Source organism: Desulfomonile tiedjei, assembly GCA_016212925.1.
Lineage (GTDB): Bacteria > Desulfobacterota > Desulfomonilia > Desulfomonilales > Desulfomonilaceae > JACRDF01.
Genome location: JACRDF010000006.1, coordinates 209,532 through 227,178, shown reverse-complemented (window position 1 = coordinate 227,178; position 17,647 = coordinate 209,532). Strand labels below are relative to the sequence as shown.

The following is a 17,647-nucleotide window of genomic DNA, read 5'->3' as shown; positions in this document are numbered from 1 at the left end:
TGAAGTAAAATAGTTAAGATATTAGTTTAGGTATATGGCATAACATATTGAAACTATAATCTACATCACATTATATCAACTAAGGCATCATCCAATAGGACCATCTTACTTATTCTATTGATGAATTTATATTGACTATCATCCATCAAAGTGATAAAGTAGGTACAATAAATTTTGAAATTTGCAGATTTATCTGATGTTTTCTGAAGGAGTACGGGTATGGTTGCAAGAATATTTTCCGTATTGGTTTGTCTGTGCCTGCTGACCCTTGTTGCAGGCGTTTACACAACAGCCAACGCCGCTCAATGCGGCCCCGCAGGCTGCCCGCCATTAAAAGTACCGGTAGGTAAGCCTGCCATGTTCGGCCCTGGGCCGGCCGGACCTATGGCGCCTGTTCCATTTGGGCCACCCATGATGTCAGGGGCTCAGGCGATGCCTTGCATGCCGAATTGTCCGCCGCCTTGCCCCCCGCCCATGTGCGCTCCCCCGGCCTGTGAAGGAGGTTTCAATCCACTTTCTGCCGTGCTTTCGGCAGTTACATTACCGTTTAGGCTTATAGCGGGGGCGATTTCCAAGTCTCGGAGCTGTCAGCCTCCGGCATGCCCACCGGGCGGGTATTATCCGATGCAGGCGCCGGGCTGCGCGCCTGTTTGCGCTCCGCCCGCGGTCAAGTGCAGACCCAATCCTCTGCACGCCGGGTACACGGACATGCCCCGACCTATGTATCGATAGGAGGATAGATTCTGCCTGGCGACGGTCGATGTCGCCTATGCAATGCCACAATTAAGGCCGAGGGAAATGCTGGTACACAAAGAATTCCCTCGGCCCTTTTCTTTTTTGGTTCTGACTAAATATCCCTACCCTTTTTTCAATTCGGGAAATCCCGCGAATTGATCCAGGGCCTCCGGATTCGCCAGCGCATCCTTGTTTGTGACCGGTTTGCCTTCTATAACTTTCCTGACCGCGAGTTCCACCTTCTTGCCGTTTAATGTGACTGGAATGTCGGCCACCGGCAGAATCAGCGCGGGGACGTGTCTGGGCGTTGTGTTTTCTCTGATAGTCTTTCTTATTTTGTACTTGAGGTCTTCGGTCAATTCCACTCCGGCCGCGGTCTTGACAAAGAGCAATACTCTGACGTCGTTGTCCCAGTCTTGCCCAACCACTATACTGTCCGCGATTTCGTCGAGGGATTCCACCTGGCGGTAGATTTCCGCTGTGCCGATGCGTACTCCCGACGGATTGAGTGTTGCGTCGGAACGTCCAAAGATTTTGACGCCACCGTGTTCGGTAATTTCTATGAAATCGCCGTGGTGCCAGACATTGGGAAAAACATCAAAATACGCGGACTTATACTTAGCGCCATCCGGATCGTGCCAGAAGTAGATCGGCATTGACGGAAAACTGGCCGAACACACCAATTCTCCTTGTTCGCCTGTTACGGGTTTTCCTTGAGAGCTAAAGGCTTCGACCTTCATGCCCAAGCCTCTACACTGTAATTCCCCCTCGTAAACCGGGAGAACAGCACAGCCGAGAGCAAAGCACGAGATAATGTCGGTTCCCCCCGAGATGGAGGCCAAGTCTATGTCCTGTTTTATGTCACGGTACACAAACCTGAAGCTTTCCTCGGACAGCGGCGACCCGGTGGAGCACATAGTTTTCAGGCTTGACAGGTCATATTTTTCTTTGGGTATGAGACCGGCTTTTTCCACGGACGCGATGTAGCGGGCGCTGGTCCCGAAAATGGTCATCTTTTCGTCTTGAGCCAACTGGAAAATGGCCCCAGCGTCCGGGTAAAATGGTGAGCCGTCGAAAAGAATGACCGTGGCCCCCACGGCCAGACCGCTGACAAGCCAGTTCCACATCATCCAGCCGCAAGTGGTGAAATAGTAGATGTTGTCCTCTCTCTTGAGGTCCACGTGCAGGAGATGTTCCTTGAGGTGTTGAATCAACGTCCCGCCTGCTCCATGAACCATGCACTTGGGCAATCCGGTGGTTCCGGACGAGTACATTATGTACAGGGGATGGTCAAAGGGGAGTTGTTCGAACTTGATGTCCAACCCCTTCTCCTGAGAGATGAAATCGTCGTAATGCACCCCATTGGGAATGGAACTGATGTCGGCCCTTTGGCTCGTATAAGGTATGACCACAACTTTCTCGATTCGAGGCAACTCCTTCAAGATTCCGCCGATACGGCTCAAGGAATCGTGAGTTTTCCCGTTATAGAAATAACCGTCCGCTGTGAACAACACTTTGGGCTCTATTTGCCCGAAGCGATCCAGGACCCCCTTGATCCCGAAGTCCGGGGAACAGGAAGACCAGATCGCACCGATACTAGTGGCGGCCAACATGGCCACCACCGTATGAATCATGTTCGGGACGTACCCGGCCACGCGATCCCCCGTGACCACCCCCGCGTCTCGAAGGGACTTGGCCAGACGGGCGACTTCATCATAAAGCTGGGCATAAGTGATTCGGACTGTTTCCTGGCCCTCTCCTTGGAACACCATTGCTACATGGTCGTCTCGGTATCTCAGGAGGTTTTCGGCGAAATTGAGACGAGAGCCGACAAACCATTTGGCCCCCATCATCCTGGGCGAATCCTCCAGAACCTTTTCATAGGGCTTGGACGCTACAACCTTTCCGAACTCCCACATGGTTGCCCAGAAATCCGCCCTGTTATCGATTGACCACTGATAGAGAGGATGGTAGCCATCGATATTTTTTGCGTACCGTTCGTTTACGAGCTGGATGAATCTGGTAACGTTGGCGTTCTTGATCCTATCTTCCGAAGGTCTCCAAAGAGGCTCCATTTTTACCTCCTGCCGCGGGCGATATGCTGTGGCGAGCCTTTATTTTCCCTTGTAGGTAGATTTCTCAGGCCAAGCCTTTGGAACTTTTTGACCCGGTTCTTCACCCTGCTTCTTCTTGAGTTCGGCCAGGCCCTTGCGCTTGTATTCTTCTCGAAGCGCCTTAGGTATCCTGCGATTCAGGATCGATTCAGACCTGAGCCTGCGGCCGATGGTCTTTTCCATCATAGTCCCCAAATCCAGGAGCCTGTCCACGTCTATGCCGGTCTCGATTCCCATCTCGTCCATCATGACCACCATGTCTTCGATGGACTGCAGGCCGACGACATTGGGGTCACGGTAATAGTATGCACCCGTGCCGCTGACAGGAACGCGGTCCATGAAATTGGCCGGTTGGCCACCCAAGCCGCCCAGTGTGGCCTCGAATATCTCGATGCCGGCAAGCATGGCCGCGAGTGCGTTGGCGTTTCCCCAGCCGCGGGTGACGTGAAAGTGTGCAACATGGAGCTTCTTGTCGGGAATCTCATCCAGGACCATTGAGTAATATTTGTAAACCTGATCGGGAGGGGCGCTGCCGTCATGGTCCGCATGTTCGATATCCGCGGCCCCGATTTCCAACCATCGTTTCGTGAATTCCACGGCCTCTTCCAGTTTGGTAGGCCCCGAAATGGGCGATCCCCAGATGGTTGAAACAGTGCCGTTCATCTTGATGCCAACGTCTTTAGCCTTTTCTATGCACCGCTTGGCTTCCTCCCAGTAAACCGGAAGAGTCGTTCCTGAGTTGGCGAAATGGTGCTCCTCATCGGTAGATACCATCATGAGTATGCGGTCCGGTCCCCAACCTTCTTTTCTCGCGGCAATCGCTCGATCCACCGCCCTTTCTCGGATGGTCACTGCGGTCAGGCTAATGTCGTTCCAGTTGACACCGGCCCTCGAGAGTTTCTTGGAATTCCTTATCTTCTTGAGCAGTTCGTCGGCGTCCTTGAACTGGGGCATAGAAGCCGGGTTCCCCAGATTCGTCACCTCCAGGTGTTTAATTCCGCAAAGGATAAGTTCCTCCAGGTAGAATAGTTTGGCCTCCGTGGGGATCCAGATTTCTTCATGTTGAAACCCGTCTCGAACCGTTATGTCGCCGACCTGAACCCTTTTGGGGATCACCAATTCATGGTGGGGCATACGATCACTCCTCCTGATTCTACTCTCCGGTGTACACCGGTTTTCTTTTTTCCCTAAAAGCTGTAAGGCCTTCCGTCCTGTCCTTGGTCGGAATAGTAACAGCGTAGGCGTTGGACTCGATAGCCAGCCCGACCGGCAGGCTCACCTCGCTCCCTTTGTTGATTGCATACTTGGCCTGAGCAAGCGCCACGGGCCCGTTGGCGGCCATCTCGCCCGCGATTTCCAATGCTCGGCTCAGGAGCTGATCCGGTTCCAGCACTTCCAGAAAGAGCCCTATGTTAAGCCCTTCCGCAGCAGTGATCCGTCTGGCACGCAAGATCATTTCTTTTGCGCGCGCCAGCCCCACTATTCTGGGGAGTCTTTGAGTTCCTCCCGCGCCCGGAATTATCGCAAGACTGGTTTCGGTAAGGCCGACCATTGCATTCGTAGATGCCAGTCTGATGTCGCAGGCAAGGGCGAGTTCCAAGCCGCCTCCAAAGGCGTACCCGTTGACCGCAGCGATCACGGGTTTGGGGAGATCTTCCACTGCGGTGAATAGGTTCCTGATGGTTTGGATGAACAAGCGAACCTGGTCGGGAGACATTCCGGCTCTCTCCTTGAGGTCCGCCCCGGTGCTAAACGAGTTCTTTCCTGCGGAAGCCCCGGTTATAACCACCACTTTCACGTTTGGGTCGAACGAAATCTTGGCCACGGCTTGTCCAATAGCTTCCAGAAGCCCCATGTCAAAGGCGTTTAATGCCTCCGGACGGTTAATGGTCAATACCATGACCCCATCTCGCATCTCTTTCAAAAGGTTTTGCTGGTCTCCCATGTGACCTCCCTCAAGTATTCTTCAGGCAGGCTTCATCTCCGGGGTGCGGAACTTCCGCACATGCGCTGCCTCAAACCACAATCCCCCCATGGAGCCATGACGGTCGCGCCCGTTCGACTATCGACTCCACGAACCTATCGCCCCGCCAAAGGCCTGCTGCTCAACACTCTGGCGGGACACGATGCGCCGCGCGACCTCGGCGGATCGCTCATGACGGTCCCAGGCGCAGACCGGAACTGGAACCCAAGGACATCTCAAAGGTGGAATTATGGATGTAATTCGAAGACAGGGTCTTCATAGCATTTTTGGTCTTGACTTTTCAACATGAGTTTCGCCATGATTGTAAGACTTTCGACCATCGCTTCCACCAGTAGTATTCAGAACGTCCATCCATTAGTAAGTTCCAGGGCGCTCGGGCGTTTTTGTGTGTTCAGCATGAAGAACTCCTCTTGTGGCATCGGACCTGTACGAAAATCTTGCAGGCGGTTCATAACTGGACAAAACACAGGTTGAAAAAATGAACAGCGCTGAGCCGCGATCGCGTTGTTCACTTTTCTGGACAGTAGAGCTTGACCGGACTGGTAGGTTTTGCTATCTTTGGGTCCCTTACCTCGTCAATTCGGGGCGATTCGGGGTCGCCCCCAAACATTCATTACGACAACTGATTACGAACGCCTGACGGCCAAAATCCAGTGGTGCATTACGCAAAGGGGACGCTGAATGTCGGATGTCATACTTGAGGCCAAGAACGTGTTCCTCTCCTTTTACGGGGTGGCCGCTCTGACCAATGTGAGCTTCCACGTCAACAAGGGGGAGATCTTCTCGATTATCGGCCCCAACGGAGCCGGCAAGACTTGCATGATGAACTGCTTAAACGGTCTTTATCGGCCTAAGCAGGGCCAGTTGCTTTTGAAAGGACAGGACATCACGCATTTCTCTCCGCATAAACGTGCCTCACTGGGACTATCGCGCACATTTCAGAAGATAGAGCTTTTTGGGGGCATGACCGTCCTGGACAATATCCGTCTGGGGAGACATATGCATCTTAAATCCGGCCTTCTAGGTTCATGCGTCTACTGGGGAAAAACCTCGAAGGAAGAGGTCAAGACCAGGAAATTTATTGAAGAGGAAATTATAGACCTCCTGGAAATCGAGGCCGTACGAAACGAAGTCACCGGGATGCTGCCTTATGGAATGCAGAAGCGGATAGAACTGGCCCGGGCGCTGGCTTTGCAACCCGATGTGATTCTTCTGGACGAACCTCTGGCAGGACTTAACCTCGAAGAGGTTGAAGACATGGCCCGCTTTGTAATTGATGTAAACGAGGACGAGCGATGGAAGATCACATGCGTGTTGGTGGAACATGACATGGGCGTGGTGATGGACCTCTCCGACCGCGTTATGGTCCTGAACTTCGGAGTCAAGATTGCCGAAGGAACGCCGCAGGAGGTCCAGGAAAACCCCGAAGTCATGAAGGCCTACCTTGGCGAGGTGGAGGATCTATATGTCAGCCGTAGATGAAAGAAGCCGTAAGGGCGAAATAGAAATCACCAAAGACCTGACTTTGCCCAAGCTGCTCGTGCAACAGTGCCAGAAATTCGGGGACAAAGTCGCCATGAGGGAAAAGGAGTACGGTATCTGGCGACCTGTGACCTGGAAAGAGTATCTGGAAAACGTCAAGCTCATCACGCTCGGGCTTATCAGTCTAGGACTGGCTCCTGAAGACAAAGTGATCATGATCGGCGACAACCGCCCTGAAGCCCTCTGGAGCGAGATGGCAGCTATGTGCGGAGGTGGAATCGGCGTCTGGCTCTTCCAGGATTGCTTGATGGAGGAGGTGCGATACATCGTCGATCACTCTGATGCGAAATTCTACCTTGCCGAGGGTCAGGAAGAGGTCGACAAGGCCTTGGCAATCCGGGACAGTTGTCCGAAATTACAGAAGATAATATGGGATGACCCCAAAGGCCTGCGACATTACGATGATCCGATGCTCATAAGCCTTAGGGAGGTGATGAGACTCGGCCGTGAGAAGATGAAACAACAGCCCCAACTCTTTGATGAAATGATAAGCCGGGGAAAAGGGGACGATGTCTGCCTGCTGTTCTACACGTCCGGGACAACCGCTCTGCCAAAAGGCGCGCTGCTGACTCACTGGAACATGCTAACAATGGGTCGCAATCTCATGCGAGTCGATCCTTGCACGCCTGATGATGATTTTGTTTCTTATCTGCCCTTTGCCTGGATAGGCGAGCAGATGATGTCCATATCGTGCGGCCTTCAGGTCGGTTATACGATCAACTTTCCTGAGGAGCCCGAAATTGCTCAGCAAAATGTCAGAGAGATCGGCCCGCATGTGATGTTTGCCCCTCCACGTCTTTACGAGCAGTTCACCAGGACCGTTCAAGTCAAGCACCTGGATGCGACCTGGCTCAAGCGGTGGATTTTCAACACAGCGATGAGCATCGGCTACCGCACCGCGGAAATGAAATTCGAGAAAAAACCGATTCCGATGCACTGGAAGCTGCTTCGCCGCTTGGCCGACTGGACGTGTTATTCCAAGATCAGAGACCACCTTGGTCTGAGTCACGTGCGGCATGCCTATACCGGTGGCGCTGCTATGGGTCCCGACCATTTCCGTTTCTTCCACGCAATCGGGGTAAATTTGAAGCAGATCTACGGGCAGACCGAGATCGCAGGCATTTCCGTGGTGCACCGCGACGATGACATCAAGTTCGACACGGTGGGCAGGCCTATACCTGAGACGGAAATCAGCATAGGGGAAAATGATGAGATCCTCTCCAAGAGCCCATCGGTCTTTATCGGCTATTACAAAATGCCGGAAGAAACCGAAAAAACACTAAAGGACGGCTGGCTTTACTCAGGGGATACGGGATTCATTGATGAAGATGGACATCTGGTGGTCTTCGACCGCTCCAAGGACATCATGATACTCAGCGACGGACGGAAATTTTCCCCGCAGTTCCTGGAGGCGCGTCTCAAATTCAGCCCGTACCTGAGAGACGCCTTGATAGTGGGCCACCAAAGGCCTTATGTCACGGCCATTCTTTGTATCGACTACAACACCGTGGGCAAGTGGGCAGAAGACAACGGGATCAACTACACGAGTTACCCGGAACTCGCTCAATTGCCCCAAGTTTACGATCTGGTGGAAGGCCCTATTCGGGAGGTGAACCGAACTCTTCCCGATCCCGCCAAGATCCGTAGGTTCGCGAATTTATACAAGGAATTTGATGCCGACGACGATGAGCTGACACGGACAAGAAAGATTCGTAGGGCCTTTGTGGAGAACAGGTACAAGGACATCATTGATTCCCTTTATGCAGGGAAAGATATCCTCCACATGGAAACCAACATTACTTACGAAGACGGCAGGGTCGTGGAAATCAAGACCGATATCAGGCTTCAGGACGTACAGGACGGAGGAAAGAAGTAATGGAACTCTTTCTGCAACTGATCATAACCGGTGTCATGCTCGGGTCTATTTTCGCCCTGGTGGCGCTGGGTTGGGTCCTGATCTACAAGTGTTCCGGAGTCCTAAATCTCGCCATGGGTGAGCTGACCCTGATAGGCGGATATGTTTGTCTGGGGTTGTATCAGAGGTTCGTTACCTTTATGCCGGAAACTTCGGCCTTCCTTGTAGCGCTCTTCGGCACTATGATTGTGGGACTGATGCTCGGCCTCCTGACTGAGCGGATCTTCCTGAGGAAAATGATCGGCGAACCTATTTTAGCGGTTATCATGGTTACGGTCGGCTTGTCCTTCTTCTTCAAGGGGATGGTCTTCATCGTGTGGGATACGGACACTCAGGTCTTTCTACCTCGCGTTTTTTCCATAGACCCTATTGAAATAGCAGGCATTGCAATCGGACAGGTGTACCTTTGGAGCTTCATTGCAGCATTGATCCTGATGGTCATCTTTGTCTGCTTCTTCAAATACACTCGATGGGGTCTTTCCATGCAGGCTTGTGCGGATGACGAAATGGCCGCTCTCTCACTGGGCGTCAGCGCTAAATTCGTTTACGCCCTGGCCTGGGCAATCGCATTCATGGCCGCGGGTGTTGGAGGCACACTACTGGGTAATATCAACGGGCTCAACTACTCGGTTAGCATGCTTGGATTGCTGGTCCTGCCGGTCGTGGTTTTCGGCGGCCTGAACTCCGTTCCAGGCGCCATAGTCGGCGGTATTACAATAGGCGTCCTGCAGAATCTCACGGGCGGCTATTTGGATTATTACTTCCCAGGCGGGATCAAGGAGATCGCTCCATTCGTGTTTATGGTCGTTTTCCTATTGTTCAAACCCTATGGCCTGTGGGGCTGGGAAAGGATAGAAAGGGTGTAGTCCATGAGTTACCTCCCTTGCGGCACGTACTTTGAAGCTTACCAGGCGGACCAGAAATGGTGGCGCACGGGTTTTATCAAAGGGAAGATGATCCTGATGGTGATATTGTTGATCCTTTTCCCCTACATGGTGGATCAGCAGTGGCTCAGCGTCGCATATACCATAAATTACTATATTCTCGCGGCCTTGGGCGTACAGTTGCTTATTGGATATTGCGGCCAGATAACCCTTGGGCATGCGGCCTTCGTTGCGGTGGGAGGCTATTGCAGCGCTATGATGGTGCTTTTTGTGCCGTGGCCCCAATTCATTGTGGATGCGGGCCTGGCTTATCCCATAAGTATCATTTGCGCGGGTTTTGCGGCCGGGCTCTGGTCAGTGCTCTTCGGTCTCCCGTCCGCGCGGGTCAAAGGGTTTTACCTGATTATGACCACTATGGCTGCGCAGTGGATCACCGTGCCTCTGGTAATAACGCAGTACGTGAGCCAAATCGGTGGCCGCGGTCAATCCTTCTCACTACCGCCGGGCACCATTAAGATAGGACCGTGGGAAATCGACTCTGATGTGAAAATATACTATTTCTCGGTCATTCTGGTGGGGATATGCCTTGTTGTCATGGGTAACTTGTTGAGGTCCAAGCTGGGACGGGCATGGATCGCTATCAGGGACAATGACATAGCTGCCGAGACCATGGGAGTCAACATAGTAGGATATAAGCTGCTGGCCTTCTTTACGGCCGGGTTCTTCGCCGGAATCGCGGGGGCTTTCTACATTAGCGCTCTGTTCTTCGTAAGCCCTGAACACTACGAATGGTTCTATTCATTGTTGTGGGTCGGCATAATCCTGATAGGCGGCGTGGGAAGCATACAGGGTATCGTATTCGGTTCAGCATTCGTGGTGCTGATATTTAAGGTTTTGGAGCTGTCAGTACTTGGTGCAAGTGACATTCTTATGACGTCTTATCCGGAACTGGGGTGGATAACCACCAAGCTCATTTTTTTCAAGGAGTCCGCTTTCGGCCTCGCGATCATTTTCTTCCTCATATACGAACCCAACGGTCTGGCTTACAGATACTGGCAGTTGAAGAACTACTTTAACCTTTGGCCATTCTCTTACACGGGAAAATAGTTCGGCGTAAACACTTAAGAAAATATAACCGAAAGGAGGTGGTCGGTCGAACGGGAGCGCCGAAAACTTGCGAAGTTAGGCCCATTTCACACAAACGAGGGAGGTATAAGATGACGAAGAGGATCCTTTTGTTAGGATTGGCTTTCATTCTTTGCAGTTCAATGGCTTTCGGAGCCGAGGAAATCAAAGTCGGCTCTATCAACGATCTCACCGGCGCGACCTCCGACGTTGGCAAAGACGCCGCCCTTGGTATCAGAGAATGCGTCACGTACGTTAATGACAACGGCGGCGTTAACGGCAAACAGATCAAACTGCTGCTTTACGACTATGGATACAGGGTTCCCGAGGCTATCACCATTTACAAGAGATTCAGGGATACCGACAAAATCAAGCTGTTACTGCAATGGGGCACAGGCGACACGGAAGCCCTTTCTCCCACGGTCAACAAGGACAAGATGGTGACCATTTCGGACTCGTTTTCCGGACACCTCTGTGATCCCAAGAAAACCCCGTACAACTTCATTTACAGCACCGACTATTCCTCGAACGCCAGGGCCGCACTGACAGCGTGGTACGAAGAGGTCTGGAAGAAGAGCGACAAGTGGAAAAAGGCTCGTGAAGCCGGCCAGAAGCCCAAACTGGTTTGCTTCTATATGTTCGCTTCACCGTATGCCAGCGCTCCCATAAAGGCCATCAAGGATCAAGCTCAACTGCTGGGCATAGAGGTCACCAAAGACCAGGATGTGTCGCTCACGGCACTGGATGCCAAGAGCCAGGTGCTGGCGGCCAAAGGCGAGAACGCCACTATCTGCTGGCACGGCAACACGACCATGTCCGTCGCCACGACTATCAAAGACGGTTACCAGTTGAAGCTGGAAGCGGATCACATCGTAAATAACTGGGGCTTTGATCAGAACCTGGTGAGAATGACAGGCAAGGCGGGAGAAGGCGTCATCGGAGCAGCTGCTTGCGCGTTCCTCGGCATGCAGGTCCCTTTTATGGACAAGGTTTTGGAATACTGCAAGAAGGTCAACCCGAGCGTGCCTATTGAGAAACGAGACATCCGAACCGTGCAGGCTTGGGTGAAGGTGGGCATGGCTGTGGCCGGTCTGGGTGACGCGGACAAGAAAGGTAAGCTGGATGGGCCCACGATCAAGGCCTCGCTGGAGTCATTGAAGGACTGGTATCCCTTCAACACCAAGGACGCTTTGGGAGTCGGACCGTACACCATTACGGATAAAGATCACAGGCCGACAGCCGTGGCATCTCTTTACAGCATTAAGGACGGGAAGATCCAGTTGTTCAAGAAGATCGACCTGAAGAAGCAGTTCCCGGACAAGTGGGAAAGCTGGCTGGGTTGGTAAGTAACGGGAGGACGGTTCGCTCGCCCTCCGATACTTATTTCACCCCAATAGGAGCGGCATTTACCTGCAAAGGGAGAGGATTGTGGCCGAAAATAGCAAAATCTTGAAGATCAATAACATCGAGGTCAGGTACCACGAGGTCATCCTTGTCCTGAAGGGTGTCTCCATCGAAGTTCCCGAAGGCGGCATTGTGGCTCTCCTGGGTGCAAACGGAGCAGGGAAAAGTACCACCCTGAAGGCGATCTCCGGACTGCTCAATCACGAAGACGGAGAAGTAACTGACGGCAGTATTGAGTTCATGGGGGAGCGAATCCACAAATTGCCAGCGGAACAGATCTCCAAGAGGGGAATATTTCAGATCATTGAGGGCAGACGCGTCTTTGAGCATCTCACGGTTGAGGAAAACCTCACTGTAGGGGGCCATTTGAGGCCCTCCGGGCTGAAAGAACGGCTCGACATGGTCTATCACTATTTCCCGCGGTTGAGGGAACGACGAAACATAATGGCCGGCTTTGTCAGTGGCGGCGAGCAGCAGATGTGCGTCATAGGGCGTGCAATGATGGCTCAGCCGAAGTTGATGCTGCTGGACGAGCCTTCCATGGGACTAGCGCCATTGCTTATCAAGGAGATCTTCGAGATTATTCAACGCCTCAATCGAGAAGAGAAAATACCTATCCTTCTGGTAGAGCAGAACGTGAAACTCGCTCTTACAGTAGCTCCGCATGCGTACGTCATGGAAAACGGTCGCATCGTGATGGATGACACGTCCGAAAAGCTGAAGGAAAATCCGGACATCCGCGACTTCTATCTAGGGCTGACTGACGTAGGCGGCAGAAAGAGTTTCCGTGAGGTCAAGCACTACAAAAGACGTAAACGATGGCTAACATAGCGGAACCCCCGAAAGCGGGGGTTTTGGAGGGAACATGAATAAAGCAGGGATCATCTGTGTTGCTCTGTTGGCAGCCATTGGATTCACCGTTCTGCCGGCCTTGGCCGCGGATGTACCGGTCATCACCCTGGAAAGGGTTGAGGTGGCCAGCCTTCAACCATTCTACATGGCCCCGAAGATCGCGGTTCCGACCAAAGAGGACCCCAAAAAGACCGAAGATAAGGCCATGTCGGTCGGATACAGCTCGACCATAAGCTTGGGTTACGTCCTTAACATAAAGAATCCGGGCAAGGAGCCGGTGATGCTGGACGAACTCACGTTTACCACGACCTTTGAAGGCTTCGAGACTAATACGGTTACATCGTACGAGGATTCGTGGATCCCGGGTGGGAAGACGAATCAGCTGAGAGTGCTCGCCGTCTATGAGGCTCATCCTACGGTGCTCAGCCTGAGCGTTGGTTCCGAAAGCGCGCAGAAAATGCAAGAAATGAAAATCACCGCACCGGCGCTGGTGAAGAAATGGTGGGACCAGATCGACGACTTCGCTTTCCCCGTAGAGGTCGCCCATGGCACAGCGGTGTTCAAAGACGCGAAGGGCAAGGACATACGAGTGAGTTTCTCCGGCAAGTGGGGTGGTAAGGCGGAGAAAAAATAATCAGCCTATTGGAACGAACCTAACGAGCCTCGGCTTGGTTCAGGGCTCTGCTCCATTTTTTTTGCAATTCGGTTGGGTTTAGGCGGCCTTTAGAGGCCGCCTTTTGTTTTCTCTCCGCCTCAATACAAATCGGCGGCCAAGTAAGAAACCACGAGTGGCGGAAATGGGTGGACAGACCAAGGCTGAATACGATCCTAGGCTGGGGCTTCCTCCTCCGTGTACATGCCCTCAGGGCGCAACCCTGCCCCCGAAGGCAACCCCTTATCCAGGTGAGTACCTAACACCACGGCAAAGCCACAAACAGATGTTGTAGCGATTGTCCAAAATTATGTCCGTTTGGTCTCCGACGTCTCCCTGCAATGCTTGGCTTGCGCGGGCCCGTCGTTCCCGCGAAAGCGGGAACCCAGGAAAGATTACTGGATTCCTGCTTCCGCAGGAATGACGGAATCTCGTCACCTCGAATGAGACAAAACTTTTGGCAACTGCTATGGGTCTCAGGGCGTTTGTTCCGCGACCAATTCCCTCAACCCGGTGTCCAAAGAGACCTGGGGCGCCCAGCCTAATTCGAGGCGCGACTTGGATATGTCCGCGTAGAGTGACGGGATCGGGTCGGGTGGGGCCGGCACGACCTCGAAGCGGACTGTACGCCCGAAGATCTTGCTCAAAGAATCAATTACTTGTCGTACAGATCGCCCCTGTCCTGAACCAAGGTTGAAAACATCGCAGGTGACAGACCGGGTAGCCCCCGCAATTAGTGCGGCCACAACATCTCTCACGTGAACGAAATCCCTTATGGAATCCGGATGCCGAATCGAGGCCGGTATCCCTTTACGAGCACAATCTATAAGGTAGGGGATCAGGAAGTCTGAGGATTGTCCTGGCCCGTATACGTTGAAGGGCCTGAAAAATGTGCAACCCAGTCGTCCATTCCTCGCGTAGTCCCGGCATAACATTTCGCCGATCAGCTTACTCGTCGCGTAAGATCCTGTTGGCGCCAATTCATGGTCTTCGGCGACCGGTCGGGAGTCACAACAGGCGTACACCGAGCAACTCGAAGCGAATATCAGATGCGCGTTCCTTCCAGCGCACGCCTCTATACCTCTCAATACTCCGTTGATGTTCACGTCAAACGCTTCGGTGGGCGAACTCTCAAATTGGGAGGGAGATGCAGCGGCAAGGTGGTAGGCAATCTCAAATTCCGGTTGCCAGGCGCCGCGATCGCGGACATCCCCTTGACAAAGGAGGATCTTAGCGCCACGACGCGCGAGTTCCGCGATCAAGTGCCGACCGATGAAGCCCCGATGGCCGGTAATCAGGACTCTCTTGTCTCGGATGCCCATGTCTGTGGCAAACGTCACCCGCTGAGAATCGCGGTCAATCGCCATTGAGACTTCCCAGTGAGGCAAGTGGAGAGTCTGCCGCGGCGTAGACGGCAAGAAAACGCCGGTACCACTCGGCGGTGAGGGTCAATCCCTCCTCGAGGCTAACCCTGGGGCTCCAGCCCAACAGTTCCTGGGCTCGATCATTGGCCCCGGCCATTCGCCATATTTCAGTCGGCCTATATTTCAGCGCGCCAATTCGAAGTTCCGACTTGGAATCGGTGAGGCTCCAAATCCGTGAAATCAGGTCCCGAATCGACACCTCCCGATTGGATGCCAGGTTGATGATCTGACCCAATGCTTCGTCCCTCTGGGCAGCCAGAATGAAGCCATCTACGAGATTGCCGACAAAATTGAATTCTCGGGTTTGTTTTCCCTCGGTCGATTCAATAGGCGTTCCCCTGAGGCAATTGATAATCATTTCCGCGATGATGGCCCTGGGACTCTGATAGGGTCCGAAAGCGTTGAAGGGCCGGAGGACGACTATCCTCTTCTTCTCACTCAGCGTCTTCATCCGACAATAGAGTTCGCCCGCGTACTTTCCAATTGCATAGGGACTGATCGGATTCGGACACATGTCCTCACGAAAGGGGACCTCGGCCTGCAGGCCATAGACCTCTGACGTCGAAATGTATATCAGCCTGTCATAGTCGCTGTAACTTTCCAGCAGGTTGGCTGTTCCTTTGAGGTTACAGTCAAGCGCTTCTGAAACATGCGAAAAGCTATCTCCTACGTGGTTATATGCGGCAAAGTGAAAGATGACCTCGGGGCGAAATCTGGCGATCGCTTTCAGGGAATCCAGGTTGCGCAGGTCCGCCTCAATGGTCTCGATATCATTCCAAAGGTGGGCAATTCTTACATTATCTATGACACTGTTGTACTTTGTCACTATTCCAACACGTGCCCCCATCTTGTGCAAGCGGCTGGTCAAATGGGAGGCAATAAAGCCTGCGCCTCCGGTGACCAGGACCCGGCGCCCTTTCAAACCGTTCACAACTGCTCCTTAAAGGTAAAATAGCGGCCCAAAAAATCCTCGGCCGACTGATGTTCCGTTTCCGTATTGAAGGTAATCTTGGGGCCATGGTGCCGGAACGCTCTCAGAAGTCCCTTATTCGCGAGTTGGTTAAAGAGTTCGACAAGTCCGTCGCCGTCCGCCATAGCCAACAGTTCCTGAGAGATCAAGTCCAGCCCGGCAGTCTCGAATATAAAAGCCCCGATATAGTGATCGAACACCGGCTTTTCGACAAATTTGGTCACTCTGTCGTCGGCATCCGTCTCCACGATTCCAAAGGGGTTCCGTATGGGAGCGGTTACGATGGTAGCCACCGCTCCGGACGCTTCGTGCGCACGGCTGAACTGGTCGACGTCCAGGTCTATGAACGTGTCCCCGTACGTCACCAGGAAGCGATCGACGCCCAAATCTCGGATTGCCCACAAGCGTCTTAGCATGCTCGCCTCCGGACCTGCACAAGAGAAAACGTGTCTGCAGCCGGGAGGCGCGTCCCGGTAGTGCTCTTCAATCAGCTGCCCCATGTATCCTACGCAGAATACAAACTGACAGAAACCTTTCGTCCTGAAAAAATCCAGGATGTAGTCAAGCATGGGTCGCCCATTGACCGGGATCATCGCCTTAGGCAAGATGTCGGTCCTCGGCCGAAGCCGCGTTCCTCGTCCTCCGCACAGTATGGCTACCGGTAGACTTCGATCCGCCATAGGAAGGTCAGATGCCGAGGAGGCTTCACATGTCTTGCCTTTTTTCATAAACCTCTCCAGCCGGGCGGCCTGTTTTAGGAAACGAGTCCTCTGTGACCAGAAATTCAGGCCGTCGCTTGACCTCTTGGTAAACACGCGCCAAATACTCGCCCAGCACACCAATCCCAAGAAGCTGAATCCCGCCGAAGCAAAAAATGGCAGTCGCCAGGGTCGGCCACCCGGTAGGGAACTCGGACCCATGCACCAAGGCCATGAATACCAAATAAGCAAAATATGCGAGAGAGACCAGGGAGATAAGAACTCCCGCGATGCTGAAAAGCCTCAACGGCAGGACGGAAAATGCCAAAATTCCGTCCAACGCAAAAAGGGTGAGTTCGCCAAGCCTGAACCGCGATTTCCCCCTAAGCCTGGGCGCAACAACGTATTCCAGGGTAGCTTGCCTGAATCCGAGCCACTGGGTCAGACCTCGAAGGAAAGCCTTTCTTTCGGGCAGATTCAACAGCGTGGTCAACACCTTGCGGTCCACGAGCCGGAAGTCTGATTGGCTGCTCGACAAGTCCAGACCGGACAACTTGCTGATTAAGCGGTAGTACGAAGTGTCTATTACTCGCCGCACCGTTTTATGGCCGGTTCTGAAATTCTTGTTCATATTGACCACATCATAGCCCTGGCGCCACAATTTAAGCATCTCCGGGAGCATTTCAGGGGGATGCTGCAAATCCGCATCCATCATAATTACCACGTCTCCACCCGCGTAGTTGAGTCCGGCAGTCAGGCCACCTTGGTGCCCAAAGTTTCGTGTAAGGCTCACGAATTGAACCCGATGGTCCCGGTGGTTCAGACTGCGAAGGATGGGCAGGGAATCATCGGTCGACCCATTGTCAACAACTATTAATTCAAATTCCGGGGCAGTCTCGGCCAATGCTTCCTTGACTCGGTCGTACAGTTGGAGCAAATTAACGGCTTCATTGTACGCCGTGGTGACCACTGAGACCAGTCTGTGTTGCCGACATGGGTTAGCCCCTTCATGCTGAGGCACTGAGTCCTGGAAACGCTGGTTCATGCTGAGCTTCTATATATTCAGGTTTTTCCGGGTATGCGATCCGCGAGGCCAGCGCTAGAACGTTGGCGGGTATCTTGCTTGCCGCTGATCCGTCAGCCTTGTGTACCGCAAATCCCCGCATCCTGTCAACGCTTTTCGCCCGTGCGGAGGACATTGACCGTGTGGGGCAGTCATTCCGAAAACGTAACAGAGTTCCGAGCGAGTTCCGGTTCCAGCCACGAATTGAATTGCGGCGAAGCATATTAGATGGCCAAGAGGTTATCGTTTCTCGGATGCTTCGCCCCAGTTGCAGGGATGGCACCA

At 53.0% G+C, this 17,647-nt stretch carries 14 protein-coding genes; 7 read left to right on the top strand and 7 right to left on the bottom strand.

The features are described from left to right. Positions 1-857: 857 nt before the first annotated feature. From HY913_03585 to HY913_03575, 3 genes are read right to left on the bottom strand one after another with little or no spacing between them, the layout of a single operon-like run. Entirely contained in the window at positions 858-2,810 is a 1,953-nt protein-coding gene (locus HY913_03585) for an acetoacetate--CoA ligase (protein ID MBI4962335.1), read from the bottom strand. 39 nt (positions 2,811-2,849) lie between these two features. Continuing rightward, positions 2,850-3,983 carry a pyruvate carboxyltransferase gene (locus HY913_03580; protein MBI4962334.1) on the bottom strand — a complete coding sequence of 378 codons (1,134 nt, stop codon included), beginning with the start codon at positions 3,981-3,983 and terminating at the stop codon, positions 2,850-2,852. A 19-nt stretch (positions 3,984-4,002) separates the two neighbouring features. Continuing rightward, positions 4,003-4,794 (bottom strand): enoyl-CoA hydratase/isomerase family protein, encoded by a 792-nt coding sequence (locus HY913_03575; GenBank protein MBI4962333.1) that lies wholly within the window; start codon positions 4,792-4,794, stop codon positions 4,003-4,005. A gap of 720 nt (positions 4,795-5,514) precedes the next feature. Between HY913_03575 and HY913_03570 the strand changes: the two genes are divergently transcribed. The 7 genes from HY913_03570 (at position 5,515) to HY913_03540 (ending at position 13,189) form a co-directional block, all read left to right on the top strand. Beyond that, on the top strand, positions 5,515-6,315 hold the full coding sequence (locus tag HY913_03570) for an ABC transporter ATP-binding protein (GenBank protein ID MBI4962332.1): 801 nt from the start codon (positions 5,515-5,517) through the stop codon (positions 6,313-6,315). Next, positions 6,299-8,251 (top strand): AMP-binding protein, encoded by a 1,953-nt coding sequence (locus HY913_03565; protein ID MBI4962331.1) that lies wholly within the window; start codon positions 6,299-6,301, stop codon positions 8,249-8,251. Before HY913_03570 ends, HY913_03565 begins: the two co-directional genes overlap by 17 nt. Further along, positions 8,251-9,156, top strand: a complete 906-nt coding sequence (locus tag HY913_03560) for a branched-chain amino acid ABC transporter permease (protein ID MBI4962330.1) — start codon at positions 8,251-8,253, stop codon at positions 9,154-9,156. The genes HY913_03565 and HY913_03560 overlap by 1 nt, the downstream gene beginning before the upstream one ends. Before the next feature lie 3 nt (positions 9,157-9,159). Then, positions 9,160-10,281, top strand: coding sequence for a branched-chain amino acid ABC transporter permease (locus tag HY913_03555; GenBank protein ID MBI4962329.1), 1,122 nt, complete (start codon positions 9,160-9,162; stop codon positions 10,279-10,281). Between the two features lie 110 nt (positions 10,282-10,391). Next, the gene (locus tag HY913_03550) at positions 10,392-11,645 is read left to right on the top strand and encodes an ABC transporter substrate-binding protein (GenBank protein ID MBI4962328.1); all 1,254 of its coding nucleotides are present in this window, start codon (positions 10,392-10,394) and stop codon (positions 11,643-11,645) included. Between the two features lie 100 nt (positions 11,646-11,745). Further along, positions 11,746-12,534 carry an ABC transporter ATP-binding protein gene (locus HY913_03545; GenBank protein MBI4962327.1) on the top strand — a complete coding sequence of 263 codons (789 nt, stop codon included), beginning with the start codon at positions 11,746-11,748 and terminating at the stop codon, positions 12,532-12,534. A 34-nt stretch (positions 12,535-12,568) separates the two neighbouring features. Further along, positions 12,569-13,189 carry a hypothetical protein gene (locus tag HY913_03540; GenBank protein MBI4962326.1) on the top strand — a complete coding sequence of 207 codons (621 nt, stop codon included), beginning with the start codon at positions 12,569-12,571 and terminating at the stop codon, positions 13,187-13,189. Positions 13,190-13,683: 494 nt separating this feature from the next. Here HY913_03540 and HY913_03535 read toward each other — a convergent pair whose 3' ends face one another. From HY913_03535 to HY913_03520, 4 genes are read right to left on the bottom strand one after another with little or no spacing between them, the layout of a single operon-like run. Then, on the bottom strand, positions 13,684-14,574 hold the full coding sequence (locus HY913_03535; protein ID MBI4962325.1) for an NAD(P)-dependent oxidoreductase: 891 nt from the start codon (positions 14,572-14,574) through the stop codon (positions 13,684-13,686). Then, positions 14,564-15,562, bottom strand: coding sequence for a GDP-mannose 4,6-dehydratase (locus HY913_03530; GenBank protein ID MBI4962324.1), 999 nt, complete (start codon positions 15,560-15,562; stop codon positions 14,564-14,566). The genes HY913_03535 and HY913_03530 overlap by 11 nt, the downstream gene beginning before the upstream one ends. Beyond that, a complete protein-coding gene (locus HY913_03525) occupies positions 15,559-16,329 on the bottom strand; it encodes a nucleotidyltransferase family protein (GenBank protein ID MBI4962323.1) in 771 nt (256 codons plus the stop codon). The genes HY913_03530 and HY913_03525 overlap by 4 nt, the downstream gene beginning before the upstream one ends. Continuing rightward, positions 16,307-17,344: a glycosyltransferase family 2 protein gene (locus tag HY913_03520; protein MBI4962322.1), complete on the bottom strand. Its 1,038-nt coding sequence runs from the start codon at positions 17,342-17,344 to the stop codon at positions 16,307-16,309. The genes HY913_03525 and HY913_03520 overlap by 23 nt, the downstream gene beginning before the upstream one ends. Positions 17,345-17,647 lie beyond the last annotated feature (303 nt).